Origin of the sequence: Nostoc sp. (genome assembly GCF_036917095.1) — a bacterium.
GTDB lineage: Bacteria > Cyanobacteriota > Cyanobacteriia > Cyanobacteriales > Nostocaceae > Nostoc.
Window position 1 is genome coordinate 234877 of sequence record NZ_JBALFH010000056.1, and the last position, 18349, is coordinate 253225.

The following is an 18349-nucleotide window of genomic DNA, read 5'->3' on the forward strand; positions in this document are numbered from 1 at the left end:
TGGGCATGAATTACCAAATTCGCAGTTAGAATCAGCAAAAGTGTAATGGTTAGCTTATGTCAGGGCGATCGCTTTCCTGTTCTCCAGAAGGAATCCAAAAAGCAAAAAGAGCTTTAATTCGTTATTCCTTAACTCAAAAGGCATTAGCTGAAAATTTAGAAGTAACTCGCCAGCCGATCGGAAAGTTCTTTACAGGTAAACCTGTTGACCGCAATCTCTTTGTCCAGATTTGCGACAGGCTAGATTTAGAGTGGGAAGAAGTAGTTGCTGAAGCAGCCAGTGAAGTAGAGGTAAATCAGGATAACAGCATTGATATTGATGCGATCATTCAACAAGTACGTGAAAAGATAAAACCCCGCATTCAAGAAGACTGCGGCAAAATGCGGGTGCTGGATACGCCTCAACCCATCGGCTTGAATGACATTTACACTAGCGTCAATATATTAGAGAAAATCACTGGACAGCGACGGTTAGGAATTGATGAATTATTAGAACAGTCTAGCAGCCAGAATTTTGACCTCTTTGGACTTAACAGAATTACTGAAAAACGAGTGCCAGGACTGCAAGCGGTTGAGAAACATTCCAAGCTGATGATTTTGGGTAAACCAGGAGCAGGTAAAACCACATTTTTGAAATATTTAGCGATTCATTGTATTGAAGGTGAGTTTCAGGCTGAACGTGTGCCAATTTTCATTACTTTAAAAGGCTTTGCCGAAGCTACAAACAAACCTGGATTACTCGAATACATCACTTACATCACTAACATCACTGAAGAGGCGATAAATCCTATCTCTTTTATCCAAGATGTAATAACTTATGGTAAAGCATTAGTTTTACTCGATGGGTTGGATGAGGTTAGAGAAGAGGATAGCGATCGCATCTTAAAAGAAATTCGTGAGTTTTCTGATCGGTTCCTAAAAAACCAGTTTGTGATGACTTGTCGTATTGCAGCACGGGAGTATACCTTTGAGAAGTTCACAGAGGTAGAAGTTGCTGATTTTGACGATGACCAAATTTCTAACTTTACCCATAACTGGTTTAAGGATAAAGCCGTAAAACCAGAGACTTTTATCAAACGTCTCGAAGAGAATAGCCGAATCAAACAACTTGCTGCAAGTCCTCTGCTGCTGACGTTGCTTTGTTTAGCATTTGAAGAGTCAGGAGATTTCCCTGCAAATCGTTCTGAGTTATACAAAGAAGGACTGGATGCGTTATTGAAAAAATGGGATGCCAAGCGGGGAATTCAACGTAATAAGATTTACAAAAAGCTATCAGTCCAGCGTAAAGAAGATTTACTCAGCAAAATGGCGTTGACTACTTTTGAAAGGAGTGAATATTTCTTCAAGCAGAAAGTAGCAGAGCAATATATTACAGAATACATCCGTAATTTACCCGGTGCTAATACTGACGAAGAAACATTGCAAGTTGACAGTGAGCAAGTTTTGGATTCAATTGAACATCATCATGGACTAGTTGTAGCAAGGGCAAAAGGGATTTACTCATTTTCTCACCTTACATTTCATGAGTATTTTACAGCTAGAGAATTTGTGGTTGTGAGACAGTCATCAGAGGAAGCACTGCAAAATCTTGTTAGCCACATCACTGAAAAACGCTGGCGGGAAGTTTTATTGCTAGCAGTTGGAATGTCGCCAAATGCAGATCGTGTGCTGCTATTGATGAAAGATAAAGTCGATTCGCTTTTAGCTACTGACGAGAAATTACAGCAGTTTCTAAAGTGGATAAGCAAAAAATCTCTTTCAGCTAATGTTCCTTTCCAGTTAGGAGTTATTCGTGAGTTTTACTTTGCTTTTATACTGGGACGTAATCTTTCTCTTAGTGATATGTGTATAGGAATTGACCTTGATTTGTGTCTTATTTCTTACCCTGGAATCTGGCAAGCTATAACCTCCGATGATACTAGAGATTATTTTGAGTGTAATCTGATACTTAGTCCTCAACTTCAACTTTTTTTTAATTTTAAGCATAGAAAAGATGATTATATCAGTAAATTAACTTACAGTCTTATTTCTGGTCTAAAATCAGCATTGCTACCACTCACAAACCAACTACCTGAGCCAAAAAGAGATTTGGAGATCCATAAACAATGGTGGAAAACAAACGGTCAAAATTGGACTCAGCAATTAAGAGCAGTAATAATCAAGTATCGCACTATTGATAGTGATTGGGAGTTAAGCAAGCACCAGAAAGAATTACTTAACAAGTATTACAATGTCAATTTATTCTTGGTAGAATGCCTGAATAGCGATTGTTATGTCAGCCGTGAAGTCCGACAGCAAATAGAAGATACTTTGCTATTACCGATCGCAGAGATTAAACAGCGCCAGCAGTAATCTTAAATAGCCGTATAGCAGATCGTTTATCTTTCTTTATATGCTGCAAAAATATCTACCAAAACCACTGGTAAGTCTTTTAAGTATGGGATTGCTTGTGCAACCTATTGCTGCTCACTCCCAGGCTTTAACCTATAATTACAGCAATGCAAGTTTATCTCAGCAATCCTTACTAATAAGCCAATTTAGACCAGGGGATAGTTGTGAAGCAAACGACAATTTAAGTTTGTTGGCTGATACTTTTATTAGTGTGTGCCGCAAAGCATCGATTAGGCGGGAGTTTCCCAGCGAGTTTCTGAACTCTTATTTAGAAGACATCAAGAAAAACAAATCGGCTAGTGGTAAAAAAGCTTGGAAGTTATTGAATGATAATAGATTCAAAAAATAGCTAGGGAGAACATGAGATGAAAACTGAAAGTGCAGATAAAGCAGAATCCTTCTATATTGCTATAATTCTCTACAAATCATCTTCAGATAAACCTGATTATCAACCTTTGTACCAAGAAAGCTTTGTTTTGATTAAAGCCGTTTCTTTAGAAGAAGCAAAAGTAAAGGCTTTGAATCATGGTAAAAATGAAACCGTCAGCTATACAAATGAAAATGGAGAAACTATTACTTGGTCTTTGCAGCAAGTGATAGACGTGAATTCAGTTTTGTATGATGACTTTAATTCATCTGAGGATATTGTTGATTTATATGCTCGACATTTTCGGAACTATGAGGCTTACCAATCATTTGAGCCGTTATTATCTCAAGAGCAATTTGGAGAATAGCTATAAAACCATGCGATCGCTCTTGTCGATTCCCATCACTCACCCAAAAGCGATCGCAAGTCTTTTCCCTTTTTACTGCTATTGACTCCCCACATCACGAGTGAGGTTCTCCAAGCAAGACAATTGAGCACTTCAATTCTCGAAGTAACTGCGTTGTCACTTCGCTGACGGCTAATCCACCGGCTGTGCGATAACGAACGGAACGTAACACCGCTAAATCAAAAGCCTGAGCTTCCCGAATAATGGTTCTAGCAATATCATCACCCCTGATTGTTTGGATATTCGTATTCACCTGTAATTGGCTTTTAGAAGTAATATCAGACAATTGAGATACAAAATTTTCTACTCGATTGGGCGGTGTTTTGCGATCGCATACGTGTAACAGCACAACTTCTGCCTGATTAACATCAGCCAAAATCTGGGCAAACCGCAAAGCGCCTATAGTTTGCCGCGTTAAGTCTCCAACTGGTACAAGAATTCTTTGGATTGTCTTGGGACTACTTAAAAGGCGTGTTACTGCTACTGGACAGTGAGAAGACCAGAAAACGCTATCAATTACACTACCAAATAAGCGGGCCCGCAAACCTGTTGTCTGCGACCAACCCATCACTACTAAACTAGCGTTTTGTTCTCGACTGGTGCGGCTAATCCCCAAAGCTGCATCATCATCAATCCGAATTGCTGGTGATACTTCCACCTCAAATTCTTGACTGATTTCTTTGGCTAAATTCAACCTTTCCCGGCTTTGGTTGAGTGCTGTTACTAATTGCGGATCGTCCATCTGAATATGTGCTCTAGTAATAGCTAACGGCACAATTTTCCCAGATTCATGACTAGCCAACAGTGCTGCCATTTCTATTAAATAGCGCTGGGTTTGGGGGTTGTATATTGGCACTACTACAGTAAATGGATATTGATTTTTATCTACTTCCTCATCTTCATTACTTTGCCACCAAGTTGTCAAACTATCTGTTTCAAAATCTGTCTGAGAAAGCTGTAGTGAAGGAGCAAATCGTGCTGTTATTATGGGGCCCATAATTGCAGTTACCAGCATGAGGACAATCACACTGTTTAAGACAGCTTCACTGATTAAGCGCTCACCAGCAGGATTTACAGTTTGATATGCAACCAAGGTTGCTGCTAGTGTAGCTGCTACCTGTGGTAGCGACAATGACCACATCGTTAGCAATTCTGCCGTGTTGTAGCGATACAATAATTTGGCTAAGAATGCTGCTATAAATTTGCTGCCAATCAAAGCTACTACAATTACCAGAGTCAGCCAAATTGAACTAAGGGTTTTGATAAATGCAGGAATATTAATCAATAATCCCATGTCCACAAAGAAACAAGGGATAAATAAAACACTACCAATAAACTCGATTTTTTCTCTGACTGGGCTACGTCCTAGAACATCGTTGACAGCTAAACCTGCTAAAAAAGCACCAACAATTTTTTCAACTCCAATTACCTGCGCTCCAACAGATGCCAAAAATAATGCTAGTAATATAAACAAAAACTGGTTACTTTGTTCATCCCCAGAGCGGCGAAAAAACTCTTTTCCTGCCCAGTCAAAGCCAAACAGGACAACAGCAGTGTAAATTGCTAATCCACCTAATAAAATCGCTAAACTCATAGCGGAGAATTCTCCTCCATGAATTCCAACACAAATCGCTAATACTAGCAAAGCACCTGTGTCAGTAAAAATTGTGGCCCCAATCGTAACGGTTACAGCTTCATTCGCTACCACTCCTAGACGGCTCACAATTGGATATGCCAAGAGGGTATGAGAAGCCAGTAAAGAACCAATTAGGAAGGAGGCATTCCAACCAAAATTGAATAAACGCCCTGTCGCAATGCCAGCAATGAGTGGAACTATAAATGTTAAAGTGCCAAACCCGATTGAGCGATTTCTAGTTTTACGAAACTGCTCTAAGTCAATCTCTAAACCTGCCACAAACATCAAATAAAGTTTGCCGATCTCCGAGAGCAACTTGATAGTTTCAGACTCAGGGTTTAACAACTTTAGCCCATTTTGCCCTAGTAATATACCTGCCACTAACAACCCTACTAATCCAGGTAGTCGTAACCGCTCAAATATAGGAGGTACAGTAAAGATTACTGTTAGGAGAATTGTAAATGCAACAATAGGACTGTCTGTTAGCGACTTCAGTGCTATGTCCATGTTTAATAATTAAACCTAAATAGGAAATTTTCAATTAACATAAGAAATTTTAAGTAAATTTTCTGTTTACCTTAGTCTTATTTGTTACAAAAAATTAAATTTTTAACAGCATAAATGTTGCAATCGCAATTACGATACTACCTTAAGAAGGGGTTATCTCCATCTACAGGTTTAAATAAGAATGGAATTTATAGTAACGAAAAAAATGGATGAATAAAGAGTAGAAAATGGCTCATACCGCTTATCGTTTGAATAATTAGAGATGCAAAGATGTGCGCCCCTACTTCTGTACGCCATATCTATAAAAATCTGGAAGACCGTTCTTATGGGTTCCTATCAATGATAATTTTAAGCATTGGGAACCCCTAAAAATCAAAGTTTATGAACGCAGCCGACGATAAAACGATTGTTCGCGAGTATTTCAATTCCACAGGGTTTGACCGTTGGAAGCGAATCTACGGCGATGGCGAAGTCAACAAAGTCCAACTAGACATCCGCAATGGACACCAGCAAACGGTGGATACAGTTCTCGGTTGGCTGAAGGCTGATAATAATTTACCAGAGCTATCAATCTGCGATGCTGGGTGTGGTGTCGGTAGTCTCAGCATTCCCCTAGCGGTAGATGGTGCCAAAGTCTATGCCACCGATATTTCTGAAAAAATGGTGGAAGAAGGCAAAGATAGAGCCAAGCAAACCTTGCCAAATGCTGAAAATCCCACTTTTGCCGTGCAGGATTTGGAATCGTTGAGTGGTAGTTACCATACCGTTATTTGTTTGGATGTTCTCATCCACTACCCCCAAGAAAAAGCGGATGAGATGATTTCTCATCTCTGTTCTTTGGCACAGTCGCGGATAATTCTCAGTTTTGCACCGAAGACCTGCGCTCTGAGTATACTCAAGAAAATTGGCAGTTTCTTTCCCGGGCCAAGTAAAGCGACTCGTGCATATTTACATCGTGAGGCTGATGTGGTGAGAATCTTGGAAAGTAATGGCTTTTCATTGCAACGAAAAGCGATGACGAAGACTCGTTTCTATTTTTCCCGCCTACTGGAAGCTACACGTAACTAAAGTTAGAATCGCAGCAAGATGAATACTATACCTTTGCTGCGATTTGACAATCTCAAGGCTTAACACTGGCAGGTATTGCAGTTGGCACTATTCTGCTTTCTATCTTGGCGTAGGCGGGAGTGGGAGAACCGTAAGCGCCTGAATGCTATCGAGAAAACACTTACAAAACTATCCTCAGGAGTAGATTGATATAGTAGAACCTTTGCAAAACTCAGGTTAAAATCGCTAGCAAAGTTCAAATCTGAAGTGGAACTATGAAAACTGCTGAAAAATTGGCTGCCGGTTGGCTACTGACACTAGGATTCATGTTTGTAACTCTATCAGCAACAGCGGCATTTGAAAAATTTGCTACACGTAAACCGATCGTAATACCCATAAATGAGTATGAGTTTAGCGCCCCAAATGCTACTTATGAAGATGATAATGCTGCCGTTGGTGGTCTAATTTTTGGCGTTCCTACCCTAACGCTGGGCACATGGTTAGCATTGGGATTGTACCGTCAAAGCCGACAAGAGAAAAAGGCGCTTAATCAACAAGTTAGCGATCGCCTGCAATCGATTTTTTATGAGATGCTACAAGAAAATCAGGGGCGCGTAACTGTTTTAGGCTTTGCCATGCAGTCACAATTACCCGCAGCCGACGCCAGACAATATTTAGATGAAAAAGCTAAAGACTTCAATGCAAACTTTAAGGTGAACGAAGAAGGGGCTGTATCATATCATTTTGATGTCTAATTGTCATTTGTCCTGTGTCATTTGTCCTGTGTCCTTTGTTATTAACTGATGACTAATGACCCTTCGGGTTCGCCAGTTACTCATGGGGGAAACCCCCAAGACCGCACTGGCTCACCAATGACTAATGACTAATAATCAACTTACCGCTAGGTCTAATGACGCAGATTTTTTTGAGCGTAGCTGCCATTTTAGGCGGTTTGTCAGTTGCTGCTGGTGCTTTTGGTTCCCATGCCTTGAGAGAAAAAATTAGTGAGCGATCGCTAGAAATTTTTGAAACTGGCGCTCGTTACCAAATGTATCATGCGCTAGCACTTTTTCTAGTAGCACTACTAATTAGTCGCACGGAATTTCCTCAGCCCACTCTCATCACCAGTGGATGGCTGTTTATCATTGGCATTGCTATTTTCTCAGGTAGCTTGTACGCCCTTAGCTTAACGGGTATTAAATCTTTAGGAGCTATCACACCACTAGGCGGTGCAGCCTTCCTTGCCGGTTGGGGTGCTTTAGCTTTTGCTGCTTGGAATTTAAAGTTGTAAAAAAGTTATAAATGGGGAGTTAAAAACTCTTAACTCCCATTTTTTGGAGGCTCAATTCGCTCCTTTTAACAGCGGATTTTAGCTGCATATATAAGAGTTAAGTAGGCATTAAAATAGCCACTCTACAAGCTAAGAATGACGGGAGCATCTCACCTTTGCAAATATACCGAGCGATTAGAAATCGCGGCTACACAAACGAAGTCCGCCTACGCGGACTCGAAGAGTTTGAAACCCACGGAGGTGGGTTTTGTTTGTATAGCCGCGAATTCCATTCGCTAGGGCAGGCGTGTTTTTACACTCATTGAGATGCGCCCAAGAATGACGAACTCAATCTCCTCATTTTAACCAGAAGCAGGGACGAGCGAGTATAAAAACGAATAAAGCAACAACAATATTTTTTAACAAACAGGATTGCCAAATTCATAGCTCCTCGTTCTCAGACGTACTAACAAATTATGCAAAGCTATCTTAGCTGAAGGTGCATCAGGTAATGAGCTAGATTCATACGCCTCTTGTAACTTATTACGCAGACGTTCATATTCTCTATGATGAAATTCTAGATTAACATCTGGCAAAATAGACTTTTCTGTATCTGCTAGCTTTTGGGCAATTAAATCATGAATATATGCTAAATTGAAAACCTCATTGAGCTTAATTAAATTAGCCTCAATTCTGCCTGTTTGCATTAAATAAATCCCAGTTAAAAGGACTCGATAAACATAAAGCAATGGCTTGACTCGATGCGTATGTTCTTTATTAAAAAGTTTCCATTGTGTTGCAGCAAAACCCAAATAGTGATAGCTATGGTGACGGGTAATGCAATTTTTGGCAACAAATTTCAATTCCTCATGTTCGGGTGAGCTTGTTAATATTAAAGGTGAGTACAGTTGTTCTAACACATAGCCATTTTTTTTCAGTAGCATCAAAAAGAATTTTCTGACATCATGAGTAACTAAATCAATTTCTAAAGATTCGCGAACTTCTGAAACTTCAATAGTTTCATTCCTAGTTTCTAATCCCACCACTTCTTGAACTGGTAAAACATGCACACCACGCAAGTCATAATCAGAATCAGGTGAGGGAAAACCATATAAGTGAGAACCACTGATGATGGTAAATAAAAGCGGGTAAGGCTGTTGCCCAATAATTGTGCTAATAGAAGATGGAATATTCATAATGTGCCGTTTACTTGCTTACCTCGGTTCGCCTGTTTCTTTAGAACATCTTTTGTATAAACCAGAACACTCACTCATAGTCCAGAGTTATCAACCCCGTGAAATGACCTCTGGGGTAGTCAATGCAGATGGCTTTGGTGTGGGTTGGTATCATCTTCAAAAAGATACTGACCCTTTTATCTACAAAAATACCCTGCCTATTTGGAATGATATCAACCTACCCAGTCTCAGCCGTTATGTTGAATCAAAGTGTGTACTTGCTTATGTCCGTAGCGCTACACCAGGACAACCCGTAGATTTTGCTAATTGTCAGCCCTTTAACTATCAACAACAGCTATTCATTCACAATGGACGAATCGACAATTTCCGCAAAACATTACACAGAAAAATCCGCAGCACTTTAACACAAGATTTTTATGAAAAAATTAATGGCAGTACTGACTCCGAACACATTTTTGCATTGTTGCTTTCACAAAGTCAAATTAACAAACATCGACCTCCAGAATATGCTTTACGTAGCACATTATTAACGCTTTTAGAGATGGCAAAACGCTATCAAGTAGAAGCCTCACTCAACGTAATTTTTAGTGATGGACATCGCTTAATAGCTTCTCGCTTTGCTACCACTTCACCGCCTCCATCTCTTTACTGGATACGAGACGATCCGACTTTCCCAAAATCTGTAATTATTGCGTCCGAACCTCTATTTATAGGTAATTGGATTGCTTGCCCAGAAAATAGCATCATTAGTGTGAAAGCAGACTGTGAGATCCAAATTGAGCAAATTTAGTGTGAAAGAGGCTATTTCTCAAAGCTTTCATGAATGTCGCCCGAAAATTGCACTTTTACTGGTGCAGTGATGCCTACGGCGGCCAGCTACGCAGTTGGCACGATCGCCCATACGGTCTTATTGAGATACACAAGCTAATAATCACCGCAGCTATCGTTGGCGAGATGAAAAACCAACCAGTAGTGTAATTGCGATCGCTTAATTGTAAGACAACGGCAGTAGATGCCTACCCGGTTAGTAATAGCACTTAAGCGCTTACTTGCTGTCATTTGAATCGGAAAATGCCTAAAAATAGCTTGAAAGCTTGAGTAATATAGCTCAAGCATGATTTTATTAGCTATGGGTATATGTTTCACTGATTGGGGTGAAGGTCTGCCATCAAAAGTAGCCTATTACGCCAAGCATACGGAGGTTTCATGTCGATATCTAAAGTTGTTAACAGGAACGTTACTTCTCAAAACAGCGTTGAAGAACGCTTGCAGATACAGCGTCTGATAGGAGCAACTCAAATAGTTGCGCCTAGTACTGGGAGTGATGTGATTAAGGGATTAACTCAAACACCTAAATCTCTACCTCCCTGTTACTTTTATGATGACCGTGGTTCTGAGCTATTTGAGCAAATCTGTGATTTACCAGAATATTACCTCACACGCACAGAAACAACGATTTTACAGCAGTTTGCTGGCAAAATTGCCAAGATAACTGGCGCTTGCGAATTGGTAGAACTTGGCAGTGGCAGTTCAACCAAAACCCGCATTTTACTAGATGCCTACCAGCAGCTAGGCTATCCCCTGCGCTACCTACCTATTGATGTGTGTGCAGGTATGTTGGAAAGTAGCGCCAAGCAGTTATTAAGAGATTATCCCTTACTGGAAGTTTATGCTTTAGCGGGAACCTATGAATTAGCTCTTGCAAAACTCCTACCGACGCAATTACCCAGCAGGATGATTTGTTTTATTGGTAGCAGTTTAGGTAATCTTACACCTGGTGAGTGTGATGTATTCTTCTCTCAAATTACAGAAGCCCTACAAGTAGGTGAGTATTTCTTGCTGGGAATAGATTTACGAAAGCCGAAACAGATTTTGGAACCAGCTTATAACGATAGCCAAGGGGTGACAGCAGCGTTTAACCTGAATATGCTGGAACATTTAAATCAGCAGTTTGAAGGGAATTTTGACACCACGCAGTTTGAACACTGGGCATTTTACAATGAAAGTGAGCATCAAATAGAAATGCATTTACGCAGCCTGCGATCGCAAATTGTAGAATTACACGCTCTTAACCTCAAGGTTAATTTTGCACTAGGTGAGACTATCCTCACCGAAATTTCTCGCAAATTTGACCTTAATACTATCAAGCAGCAACTCACCACACAAGGTTTATTACCTCTCCAAGTGTGGACAGACCCAAATCAATGGTTTGGTTTATTGCTCTGTCAGCTGCAAGCATAAAGCAAATCAAGGTATGCCTCACATATATAGCGGTTCTCAGTTGAGTCCAATATAGACCTAACAAAACAGCCCTAACCCTTGTAGGGTTGGGGATTAACACTTCCATTCCTCTCTTCAAACAGGAGAGAGGAATAAACAAGAACCGCTATAAATGATATTCGTCCCGCACCAGTGAGAGAGAACAATTAGAACCTCTCTCACTATGGTAGTGTTTTCACTAGGTAAGCTTGTATATTATGCGTTAACGTACATCTCTACCAGCCCAAACGACTAAACTAAATAATTAGCCTCTGATTATTGCTGCATCGAAGGTGTGGGAAAAATTCTGCTGAATATAGGAACCCGTGGCTTCGGCTTAGTTGCAGTTATATTGGCATTATCAGCTATATTGGCATTAGCACCCGAAGAGTTATTGACTGCCTCTGAGAGGATAGGTGTTTTGCTATTAGTAGAATTGGCAAAATCACTCAATTGGATAGCTGAAGGTGAATTTGAAGAGATGGAAGTAATATTATCAGTATTTTGACTTTTGGACTTTACCGGAGTTTGACCTTGACATGGAGTAATGACGAAAGTCGAACTTGTTCCTAATGCCAGTATGAGCAAATGAGAAAGATATTGTTGCATGGAGATCGGCAAAATGGGTTGAAAAATATTAAAGTTTTCAAGAATTTGTGCTTGTTCTTAGTGAGAAATTAAACTGTAACTTCACCACAAGAATCATGGCACTTTTATCCAATCAAACCTGAGCTTCAGGTTTTAAAATTAAATGACTGCTAGCAGCTACTAGGACATTGATTAGCTAAAAAGACTGGTGCGTACCCAATCAAATCCCTTATAAATTAAGGGTGATAAAAATTTCTCTTTAATAAAAAGAGAGCAGTCAATTTAAGACTGTTGAATCAGTTGGATAGAGAGTTAGCAAATAGATCCACCGGGAATAGCTGACGTTTTTGTTCATCAACTAAGCCAACACAACTGTTAATACCTTAGTTGTATTTAACTTGTTAAGAAAAGAGGAAAATTACTGATTTTTTGTAAAATCTGGTTTATAGAAAATCTACTCTAAATCGCATATTTAAGTAACTAAAGCACAAAGTATATGAACTTTTAATAAAACCTGAGCTTTATGAAGTAGCTTCTGTAATAAATACGTGTATACGTTCAGTAATAGATACTAATCGTTTATCTCTAGACATCCTAAAACAGCATCGGGAGCATCTCATCTTTGCAAATATACTTGGCGATTAGAAATCGCGGCTACACAAACCAAGTCCGCCTGCGCGGACTCAAGAAATTGGAAACCCACGGAGGTGGGTTTTGTTTGTATAGCCGCGAATTCTATTCGCCAGGTCTAGATATATTTTTACGAAAGTGAGATGCTCCCACAGCATCCCATTCGTATCAGATGAACCAGCCAGCAATCAAGTGATAATTTTTTGATATTATGTCGATATTTTAAGCTTTACTATCCCACCTGAAACTTTCAGAGCATCTGGGGATTCTTACAAGTTAGACTAGACTTTTCTAATTAGTAATGGCGACACCCACGCCCCTATTTTTCTGAAAATATATGAAATTTAGAACCTTCAAATATCCTTTCGCACTCATGCTAATCAGCTTCAGTTTTTTGCAGACAGCTGATGCTCAAACTCCTGTAGTTGAAATCTCCAAACTATCTCAGGAAGCTTCTGTGCTTCGGAAACAAGGCCCAAGGGGGTTACAAGTATTTCTGAAATCCCATACCAATACGCTAAATATCAATTCTTCAAATGGAGTTCTACCTTCGCCTGCACTGCGGATAGCTTTAGATGAACTTTGCCAACAACGGGACTGTTACGCCTCTCGTCTGTACTGGTACACTGATATAGAACAAGCCAAAGCTGCTGCTAGAACCAGTGGTAAACCAATTTTATCTCTGCGTTTATTGGGCAGGCTAGATCGGGATTTGAGTTGTGCTAATAGTAGGTTTTTCAGGGTAGCACTGTATCCGAATGTTGAAATCTCTAAACTGCTTCAAGATCGCTTCATTTTGCATTGGCAATCAGTGCGCCCTGTACCCAAAGTAACTATTGATTTTGGCGACGGACGCAAGTTGGAGCGAACGATTACAGGCAATAGCATTCATTATATATTGGATGCATCGGGTCGTCCAATCGATGCAATTCCAGGATTATATAGTCCCAAAGCATTTTTGCGTCAGCTACAGCAGGCTGAAGTAGCAGTAAAAAATTACAGTAAACTTACACCAAGCGATCGCGAGTCTTTTTTAAGAAAATACCACAGCGATCGCCTGAATTCTATCCAAAGCCAATGGCTTGCAGATTTATCCCGCTTGGATATCAAGTCTCCCCCTAAGTTGCTACAATCTCTGAGTAATCCCAGCCAGCCACCTACAGCAGAAATAGCAAGCTCTCTAGCAGTTTCTAAAATGAGAGTTGAAACACCAATGCTGAGTGCTCTCCAGTCTGATGCTGAACGGAATCAAAACGCTTTAGCTAAAATAACCGATGAAGAAGTCTGGACTAAAATCGCTCAACTCTATGCCACTGATGTCAAACTAGATAGCAACAGCATCTCTCTAATCAGAGCTAAAAAGTCTCAGTCTGCTAACACTCAAAAAGATAATTTGCCGACAATAGTGAAAAAATTTGAAGCCACAATGGCTTTAGATACTGTCAGAAATGAATACATGCTGCACAGCCAAATTCATCAATGGTTTATGCAAGGTAAGCAAACAAGCAGTGTGGAAGCGCTCAATGAACAAGTATACGCCCAACTATTTTTAACTCCTAGTTCCGATCCTTGGTTGGGGCTTTTCCCCAGCGACAGCTACAGCGCTATTGATAATGATGGCATCCGTTAAGCTAAGAAACCTATAAAGTAAAAATTAAGTAGTGGCGTGGCAAGCAAAAAAATTGTGCATTAAACGTAGACGTAGGTTGGCTGGAGCGGAGCGCAACCCAACATATATCAGGATGTTGGCTTTGGCAAAGCCTTTACCCAACCTACAATTTTTTTGCAACATTTTAGTCTTGACACGCTACTACAGTAATTTTATTTTTACTTTATAAATAACCTCTAATAAACTCAAATAAGTAAAAAGGAGTGACGAGATTTTATAGTATTGGCACTTCACCCATCACTCCTTAAAACTTGCGCGTTGATAAGCTGTTACGCATTTTAAATTACACCAGCTTACTACTTCATTTATCCTCTAGCCAAAGAGACGGTTAATAGTTAATTTTTTATGTGCGTTTATATACAAATATTTTTAATTTCTTAATACCTATTTTGTAATTCCAGATGTAGTAGTTCGACTCTTGCTCGTCCTCAATAGTTTTACTCTTGTCTGTGCTAAATAGCTCCATAATGGATTTGAAAGTTGAAAGGCTGAGATTCACGACTTATTAAAAAAGTTAGGAATCTTGTTGTTAAATTTATTAAGAATGAACGTGTTCATAAGCACAAACGAACTTAACTTAGATTATATATCTTTAGTAGTAGTGGCTTTATTCTTGTGATGGACGTTGGGGAAAAGATTATCAGTTATTCTTAGTAATCATGGAAACAATTATCATTAGTACTAAATCATTCATTAGCGGAATGATAAAACGCATTAAAAAATAATGAGAAATGCAGGTTCAGACCCAGGGTTTTCCGACTGTGCTGTCTTATCTAATTTATCAGCTAGTCATAAATTTTACTAGCTTATGAGTTTAGTCACAAATTAGGATAATCTTAGGTTAGCAGATTTGCCGATCGCTAGTATTAGCTAGGTTTTACCAAATTTTACCGCTAAATGTAGAAGGTATACTTAGCAAAATACCGTAAAGCTTATTGTAAAAAAGCATCTGACTGGCTAAAGTTATTAATGGACACTTTGCAATTTCCTAGTTTCAATCTGCTTTAAGCATCTAGGTTGAATGGGATATGTCTAATTTAAGAAACTGGGCTATGTGTAATGCTGTAAAACATCAATTGTCAAAAATTTAAAATAAATGAAATGTACTTTTATAAATTTAAATAACCATTACAGTTAACAACCAGTTAAATTTATGACTCAGCTAAATCATGAATGCGGCAATTTTTGCAAAGATTTGCCTAAAAGATTTTTTTGCTCAACTTCTGCAATCAAATAGCGGGGATTATAATAAGATGAACATAGAAAAATTTATCCAACGCACAGAAGTATTGCACAAGCGTTTAGCAGATTTATACCAAACTGCTAATGTATTACCTTGGATTTCACAGGATCTGCTGCCACAAGCTTTTAAGGAACTCTATAACACCTCAAAGGTAGTACAGTTAGCGGCGGAGGAACTGTGTCAGCAAAACGAGGAGCTAATAGAAACACGGAATTCCTTAGAAGCAGAACGCCAACACTATCAAGAATTATTCGAGTTTGCACCTGACGCCTATTTAGTAACTAATACAGAAGCAATAATTCAAGAAGCTAACTTCACCACAGCTAAGTTACTCAATGTTTCAAAGCAATTCTTGGTGGGCAAACCAATGATTAACTTTGTCCCTTTAGAAGAACGTCAGCACCTCCGCAGCGAACTCATTCAATTATCGCAATCAGACAGAGCTAAAGAGCTATTGATCCGCTTGCAACAACGTCATGGCGAATTATTTGATGCAGCATTGACAGTGGCAGTTGTTCGCAATCCGCAAGGGAAAGCAACCTCTCTACGCTGGGTGATACGTAATATTAATGAACGGAAGCAAGGAGAATTAGCGGTAGTCAAAAATGATAGTGACCTCTTCTATGAGCGTCCCGTGGATAAACATTCTAAAGGAGAAACTATTCCCCTTAACCCATTAGTAATTTTGTATGTTTGCCAGGGTTTGATCAAACTCAGTACCTACTGCGAAACGGGCGAAGAGGTGCTGATCGGATTAGCAACAACAGGAATGGTTTTTGGCTCTAGTTTGACATCTCTAAACATTTACCAAGCAACAGCCCTCTCTGATGTTGAGTTGGTGCCAATTTATGCAGCAGAGATAGCAACTTCCCCAAGTTTGAGCCATAAGCTTTTACCAAAAATTAATCAGCGGTTACGGCAAACAGAATCTTTTTTAGTGATTTGTGGAAGACGACGGGTACAAGAACGGTTGCACCATTTATTAGAACTTTTAAAACGAGAAGTCGGCGAAACTGTGCCGGAGGGAACTCGCCTAAGTGTTCGCTTCACTCACGAAGATATTGCTAGCGCCTGCTGCACTACCAGAGTCACAATTACACGATTGATGGGCAAATTACAAGAAGAAGGTATTATCACTTTTGACTTAAAAAAACATATTGTCTTGAAAAATTTCGATTAATTATATCTTTGTTTAATAAAAGATAAGTTGACACTTTGTATTTTGTCACAGAAATTTCATACTAGTTTTAGTATGAAATTGTGTGTAATATTCTCTCGATCGCAGCATTTATATAATGAAATTCACAGCTTCCTTCAACCTTGTGAAGGATCTGGGATTTGACGCGGATACAGCAAAGTAAGGGCAACGCTAGGGAAATAGGGAATTCAAAATGTACACAAAATAATGTATATCTGATTTGACGTATATTGCTAAAATCGCGATGCCTACGCCGGGCTACACCTACGCAGCATGTCAAAGCAGCTATGCACACACTTGGCAACAGAACTTCATCATCGGGCTACATCTTAGCACTGGACTTAGGTACGACAGGCAACCGCGCCTTTGTGTTTAACGCAGACGGCAAGATTGTTGGGCAGGCATACAAAGAACTAACTCAGTATTATCCTCAGCCTGGATGGTTAGAACACGATCCTCAACAAATCTGGGAAGATACCTGTTGGGTGATTCAAACCGCAATTGGGAATGCCCAGATTGCCCCATCAGCGATCGCAGCTTTGGGACTAACTGTACAGCGCGAAACCTGTTTGATTTGGGATAAAACTACTGGTAAACCACTCCAAAGAGCGATCGTCTGGCAAGATCGCCGCACTGCTCCCCTTTGTCACCAATTACAAGAGCAAGGCTACGCTGATGAAATTTACGATCGCACCGGATTAATCATCGATGCCTATTTTTCTGCTACTAAGCTCAGATGGCTATTAGACAAATTTACAGATCCTGACCTGAACAATGTCTTAGCCGGCACTATTGATAGCTGGGTGCTGTGGAACCTTACAGGCGGGAAAGTCCATGCTACTGACCACAGCAACGCCAGTCGGACAATGTTGATGAATCTCAAAACCTGTGAGTGGGATGAGAATTTACTTGAACTATTTCAGATTCCGGCTCATATTTTGCCCCAGATTCAGCCTAGTTTAGGAGTCTTTGGAGTTACTGATGCGACTTTGTTGGGCGTTGAAATTCCCATTACTGCCATCTTGGGGGATCAGCAAGCTGCTTTATTTGGTCATGGCTGCGATCGCCCCGGTTTGATGAAATGTACTTACGGTACTGGTAGCTTTTTGGTAGCTCACACAGGCGATCGAATTGTGCGATCGCACCATCAACTTATTTCTACGGTGGCATGGACACAAGCAAATCCAAGGAGAACTTTAGATGTAGGCTATGCCTTAGAAGGTAGTATGTTTACTAGTGGAGCTTGTATTCAATGGTTACGCGATCGCCTCAAGCTGATTAAAACTGCTGCTGAAAGTGAAGCAATGGCAAATCAGGTAACAGATAATGGCGGAGTCTACTTTGTACCTGCATTTAGTGGACTGGGCGCACCCTACTGGGATATGAGTGCTAGGGGAGCCTTTTTCGGCATTACCGCCAGTGTCCAACCAGAGCATTTAGTACGTGCCGTATTGGAAGCGATCGCTTATCAAGTTCTGGAGGTAGTGCAAGCAATTAATGCATCTAGCAGTACTCCAGTTGGGCGACTAACGGTAGATGGTGGTGCTTGCGAGAATAATTTTCTGATGCAGTTCCAAGCTGATGTTTTAGGTATTCCAGTTGAACGAAAGGTAATGCGCGATACGACCGTTCAGGGTGCAGCATTTGCAGCAGGTTTAGCTGTAGGCTTTTGGGAAAGCTATGAAGCATTGGTGCAGCAACGGCAGATTGAACGCGTATTTGAACCGAAGAGCGACGATCCATTGTCCAACTTTGCTACTTGGCAAAAGGCAGTGAAACGCACTCTCGCTTGGGAGGAGTAGATGCTTAGAGACTTCCAAAAAAAATATCCCATCGCTTTTAGCGCAGGGGGCAGGGGGCAGGGAGCAGGGGGAGGAAAAGTCGTTTTGATTCCAAAAATTGGATAATTTATTTTTTGGAGTTCCCTTACTGCTCAGGCAAGA

15 protein-coding genes are annotated in these 18349 nt (G+C 40.2%); 13 read left to right on the forward strand and 2 right to left on the reverse strand.

Features of this window, described 5'->3' with window-relative positions; genetic code table 11:
* The first annotated feature begins 56 nt into the window (after positions 1-56).
* Genes V7L01_RS33865 through V7L01_RS33875 form a run of 3 tightly spaced genes read left to right on the forward strand, consistent with a single transcriptional unit; the run spans position 57 to position 3124 of the window.
* Positions 57-2351, forward strand: coding sequence for an NACHT domain-containing NTPase (locus V7L01_RS33865; RefSeq protein WP_335042689.1), 2295 nt, complete (start codon positions 57-59; stop codon positions 2349-2351).
* A gap of 40 nt (positions 2352-2391) precedes the next feature.
* On the forward strand, positions 2392-2739 hold the full coding sequence (locus V7L01_RS33870; RefSeq protein ID WP_335042690.1) for a hypothetical protein: 348 nt from the start codon (positions 2392-2394) through the stop codon (positions 2737-2739).
* A 16-nt stretch (positions 2740-2755) separates the two neighbouring features.
* Positions 2756-3124 (forward strand): DUF4288 domain-containing protein, encoded by a 369-nt coding sequence (locus V7L01_RS33875; protein ID WP_335042692.1) that lies wholly within the window; start codon positions 2756-2758, stop codon positions 3122-3124.
* Between the two features lie 94 nt (positions 3125-3218).
* Here the strand turns inward: V7L01_RS33875 and V7L01_RS33880 are convergent, their stop codons facing one another.
* Complete coding sequence (locus V7L01_RS33880; protein WP_335042694.1) at positions 3219-5306, reverse strand: cation:proton antiporter domain-containing protein; 2088 nt, start codon at positions 5304-5306, stop codon at positions 3219-3221.
* 381 nt (positions 5307-5687) lie between these two features.
* Here V7L01_RS33880 and bchM point away from each other — a divergent pair, with 381 nt between their 5' ends.
* The 3 genes from bchM (at position 5688) to V7L01_RS33895 (ending at position 7644) form a co-directional block, all read left to right on the forward strand.
* Entirely contained in the window at positions 5688-6374 is a 687-nt protein-coding gene (gene bchM, locus V7L01_RS33885; protein WP_335042695.1) for a magnesium protoporphyrin IX methyltransferase, read from the forward strand.
* Positions 6375-6628: 254 nt separating this feature from the next.
* The gene (locus tag V7L01_RS33890) at positions 6629-7108 is read left to right on the forward strand and encodes a hypothetical protein (protein ID WP_335042696.1); all 480 of its coding nucleotides are present in this window, start codon (positions 6629-6631) and stop codon (positions 7106-7108) included.
* A gap of 155 nt (positions 7109-7263) precedes the next feature.
* Positions 7264-7644: a DUF423 domain-containing protein gene (locus V7L01_RS33895; protein ID WP_335042697.1), complete on the forward strand. Its 381-nt coding sequence runs from the start codon at positions 7264-7266 to the stop codon at positions 7642-7644.
* A gap of 398 nt (positions 7645-8042) precedes the next feature.
* On the opposite strand, the gene V7L01_RS33900 is transcribed toward V7L01_RS33895, so the two are convergent.
* A complete protein-coding gene (locus V7L01_RS33900; RefSeq protein WP_335042698.1) occupies positions 8043-8819 on the reverse strand; it encodes a nucleotidyltransferase domain-containing protein in 777 nt (258 codons plus the stop codon).
* Between the two features lies 1 nt (position 8820).
* Between V7L01_RS33900 and egtC the strand changes: the two genes are divergently transcribed.
* The 7 genes from egtC to glpK all read left to right on the forward strand — a co-directional run bounded on the left by egtC (position 8821) and on the right by glpK (position 18208).
* Positions 8821-9609: an ergothioneine biosynthesis protein EgtC gene (gene egtC / locus V7L01_RS33905; RefSeq protein WP_335042699.1), complete on the forward strand. Its 789-nt coding sequence runs from the start codon at positions 8821-8823 to the stop codon at positions 9607-9609.
* 29 nt (positions 9610-9638) lie between these two features.
* Positions 9639-9797, forward strand: coding sequence for a hypothetical protein (locus V7L01_RS33910; RefSeq protein ID WP_335042701.1), 159 nt, complete (start codon positions 9639-9641; stop codon positions 9795-9797).
* Between the two features lie 228 nt (positions 9798-10025).
* The gene (egtD, locus tag V7L01_RS33915; RefSeq protein WP_335042702.1) at positions 10026-11060 is read left to right on the forward strand and encodes an L-histidine N(alpha)-methyltransferase; all 1035 of its coding nucleotides are present in this window, start codon (positions 10026-10028) and stop codon (positions 11058-11060) included.
* A gap of 313 nt (positions 11061-11373) precedes the next feature.
* Positions 11374-11586 carry a hypothetical protein gene (locus V7L01_RS33920; RefSeq protein WP_335042703.1) on the forward strand — a complete coding sequence of 71 codons (213 nt, stop codon included), beginning with the start codon at positions 11374-11376 and terminating at the stop codon, positions 11584-11586.
* A gap of 1047 nt (positions 11587-12633) precedes the next feature.
* Positions 12634-13926 (forward strand): hypothetical protein, encoded by a 1293-nt coding sequence (locus tag V7L01_RS33925; RefSeq protein WP_335042704.1) that lies wholly within the window; start codon positions 12634-12636, stop codon positions 13924-13926.
* Between the two features lie 1292 nt (positions 13927-15218).
* Positions 15219-16388, forward strand: a complete 1170-nt coding sequence (locus tag V7L01_RS33930) for a PAS domain S-box protein (RefSeq protein ID WP_335042705.1) — start codon at positions 15219-15221, stop codon at positions 16386-16388.
* Between the two features lie 305 nt (positions 16389-16693).
* Positions 16694-18208: a glycerol kinase GlpK gene (gene glpK / locus V7L01_RS33935; RefSeq protein WP_335042706.1), complete on the forward strand. Its 1515-nt coding sequence runs from the start codon at positions 16694-16696 to the stop codon at positions 18206-18208.
* Positions 18209-18349: the final 141 nt, after the last annotated feature.

Excerpts from the sequence above, each read along its gene's own strand:
- V7L01_RS33875 (WP_335042692.1), top strand. The coding sequence starts at position 2,756 with ATGAAAACTGAAAGTGCAGATAAAGCAGAATCCTTCTATATTGCTATA.
- V7L01_RS33900 (WP_335042698.1), bottom strand. The coding sequence starts at position 8,819 with ATGAATATTCCATCTTCTATTAGCACAATTATTGGGCAACAGCCTTAC.
- egtD (WP_335042702.1), top strand. The coding sequence starts at position 10,026 with ATGTCGATATCTAAAGTTGTTAACAGGAACGTTACTTCTCAAAACAGC.
- V7L01_RS33880 (WP_335042694.1), bottom strand. The coding sequence starts at position 5,306 with ATGGACATAGCACTGAAGTCGCTAACAGACAGTCCTATTGTTGCATTT.
- V7L01_RS33865 (WP_335042689.1), top strand. The coding sequence starts at position 57 with ATGTCAGGGCGATCGCTTTCCTGTTCTCCAGAAGGAATCCAAAAAGCA.
- V7L01_RS33895 (WP_335042697.1), top strand. The coding sequence starts at position 7,264 with ATGACGCAGATTTTTTTGAGCGTAGCTGCCATTTTAGGCGGTTTGTCA.
- egtC (WP_335042699.1), top strand. The coding sequence starts at position 8,821 with ATGTGCCGTTTACTTGCTTACCTCGGTTCGCCTGTTTCTTTAGAACAT.
- V7L01_RS33925 (WP_335042704.1), top strand. The coding sequence starts at position 12,634 with ATGAAATTTAGAACCTTCAAATATCCTTTCGCACTCATGCTAATCAGC.
- V7L01_RS33910 (WP_335042701.1), top strand. The coding sequence starts at position 9,639 with ATGAATGTCGCCCGAAAATTGCACTTTTACTGGTGCAGTGATGCCTAC.
- glpK (WP_335042706.1), top strand. The coding sequence starts at position 16,694 with ATGCACACACTTGGCAACAGAACTTCATCATCGGGCTACATCTTAGCA.
- V7L01_RS33870 (WP_335042690.1), top strand. The coding sequence starts at position 2,392 with ATGCTGCAAAAATATCTACCAAAACCACTGGTAAGTCTTTTAAGTATG.
- bchM (WP_335042695.1), top strand. The coding sequence starts at position 5,688 with ATGAACGCAGCCGACGATAAAACGATTGTTCGCGAGTATTTCAATTCC.
- V7L01_RS33890 (WP_335042696.1), top strand. The coding sequence starts at position 6,629 with ATGAAAACTGCTGAAAAATTGGCTGCCGGTTGGCTACTGACACTAGGA.
- V7L01_RS33930 (WP_335042705.1), top strand. The coding sequence starts at position 15,219 with ATGAACATAGAAAAATTTATCCAACGCACAGAAGTATTGCACAAGCGT.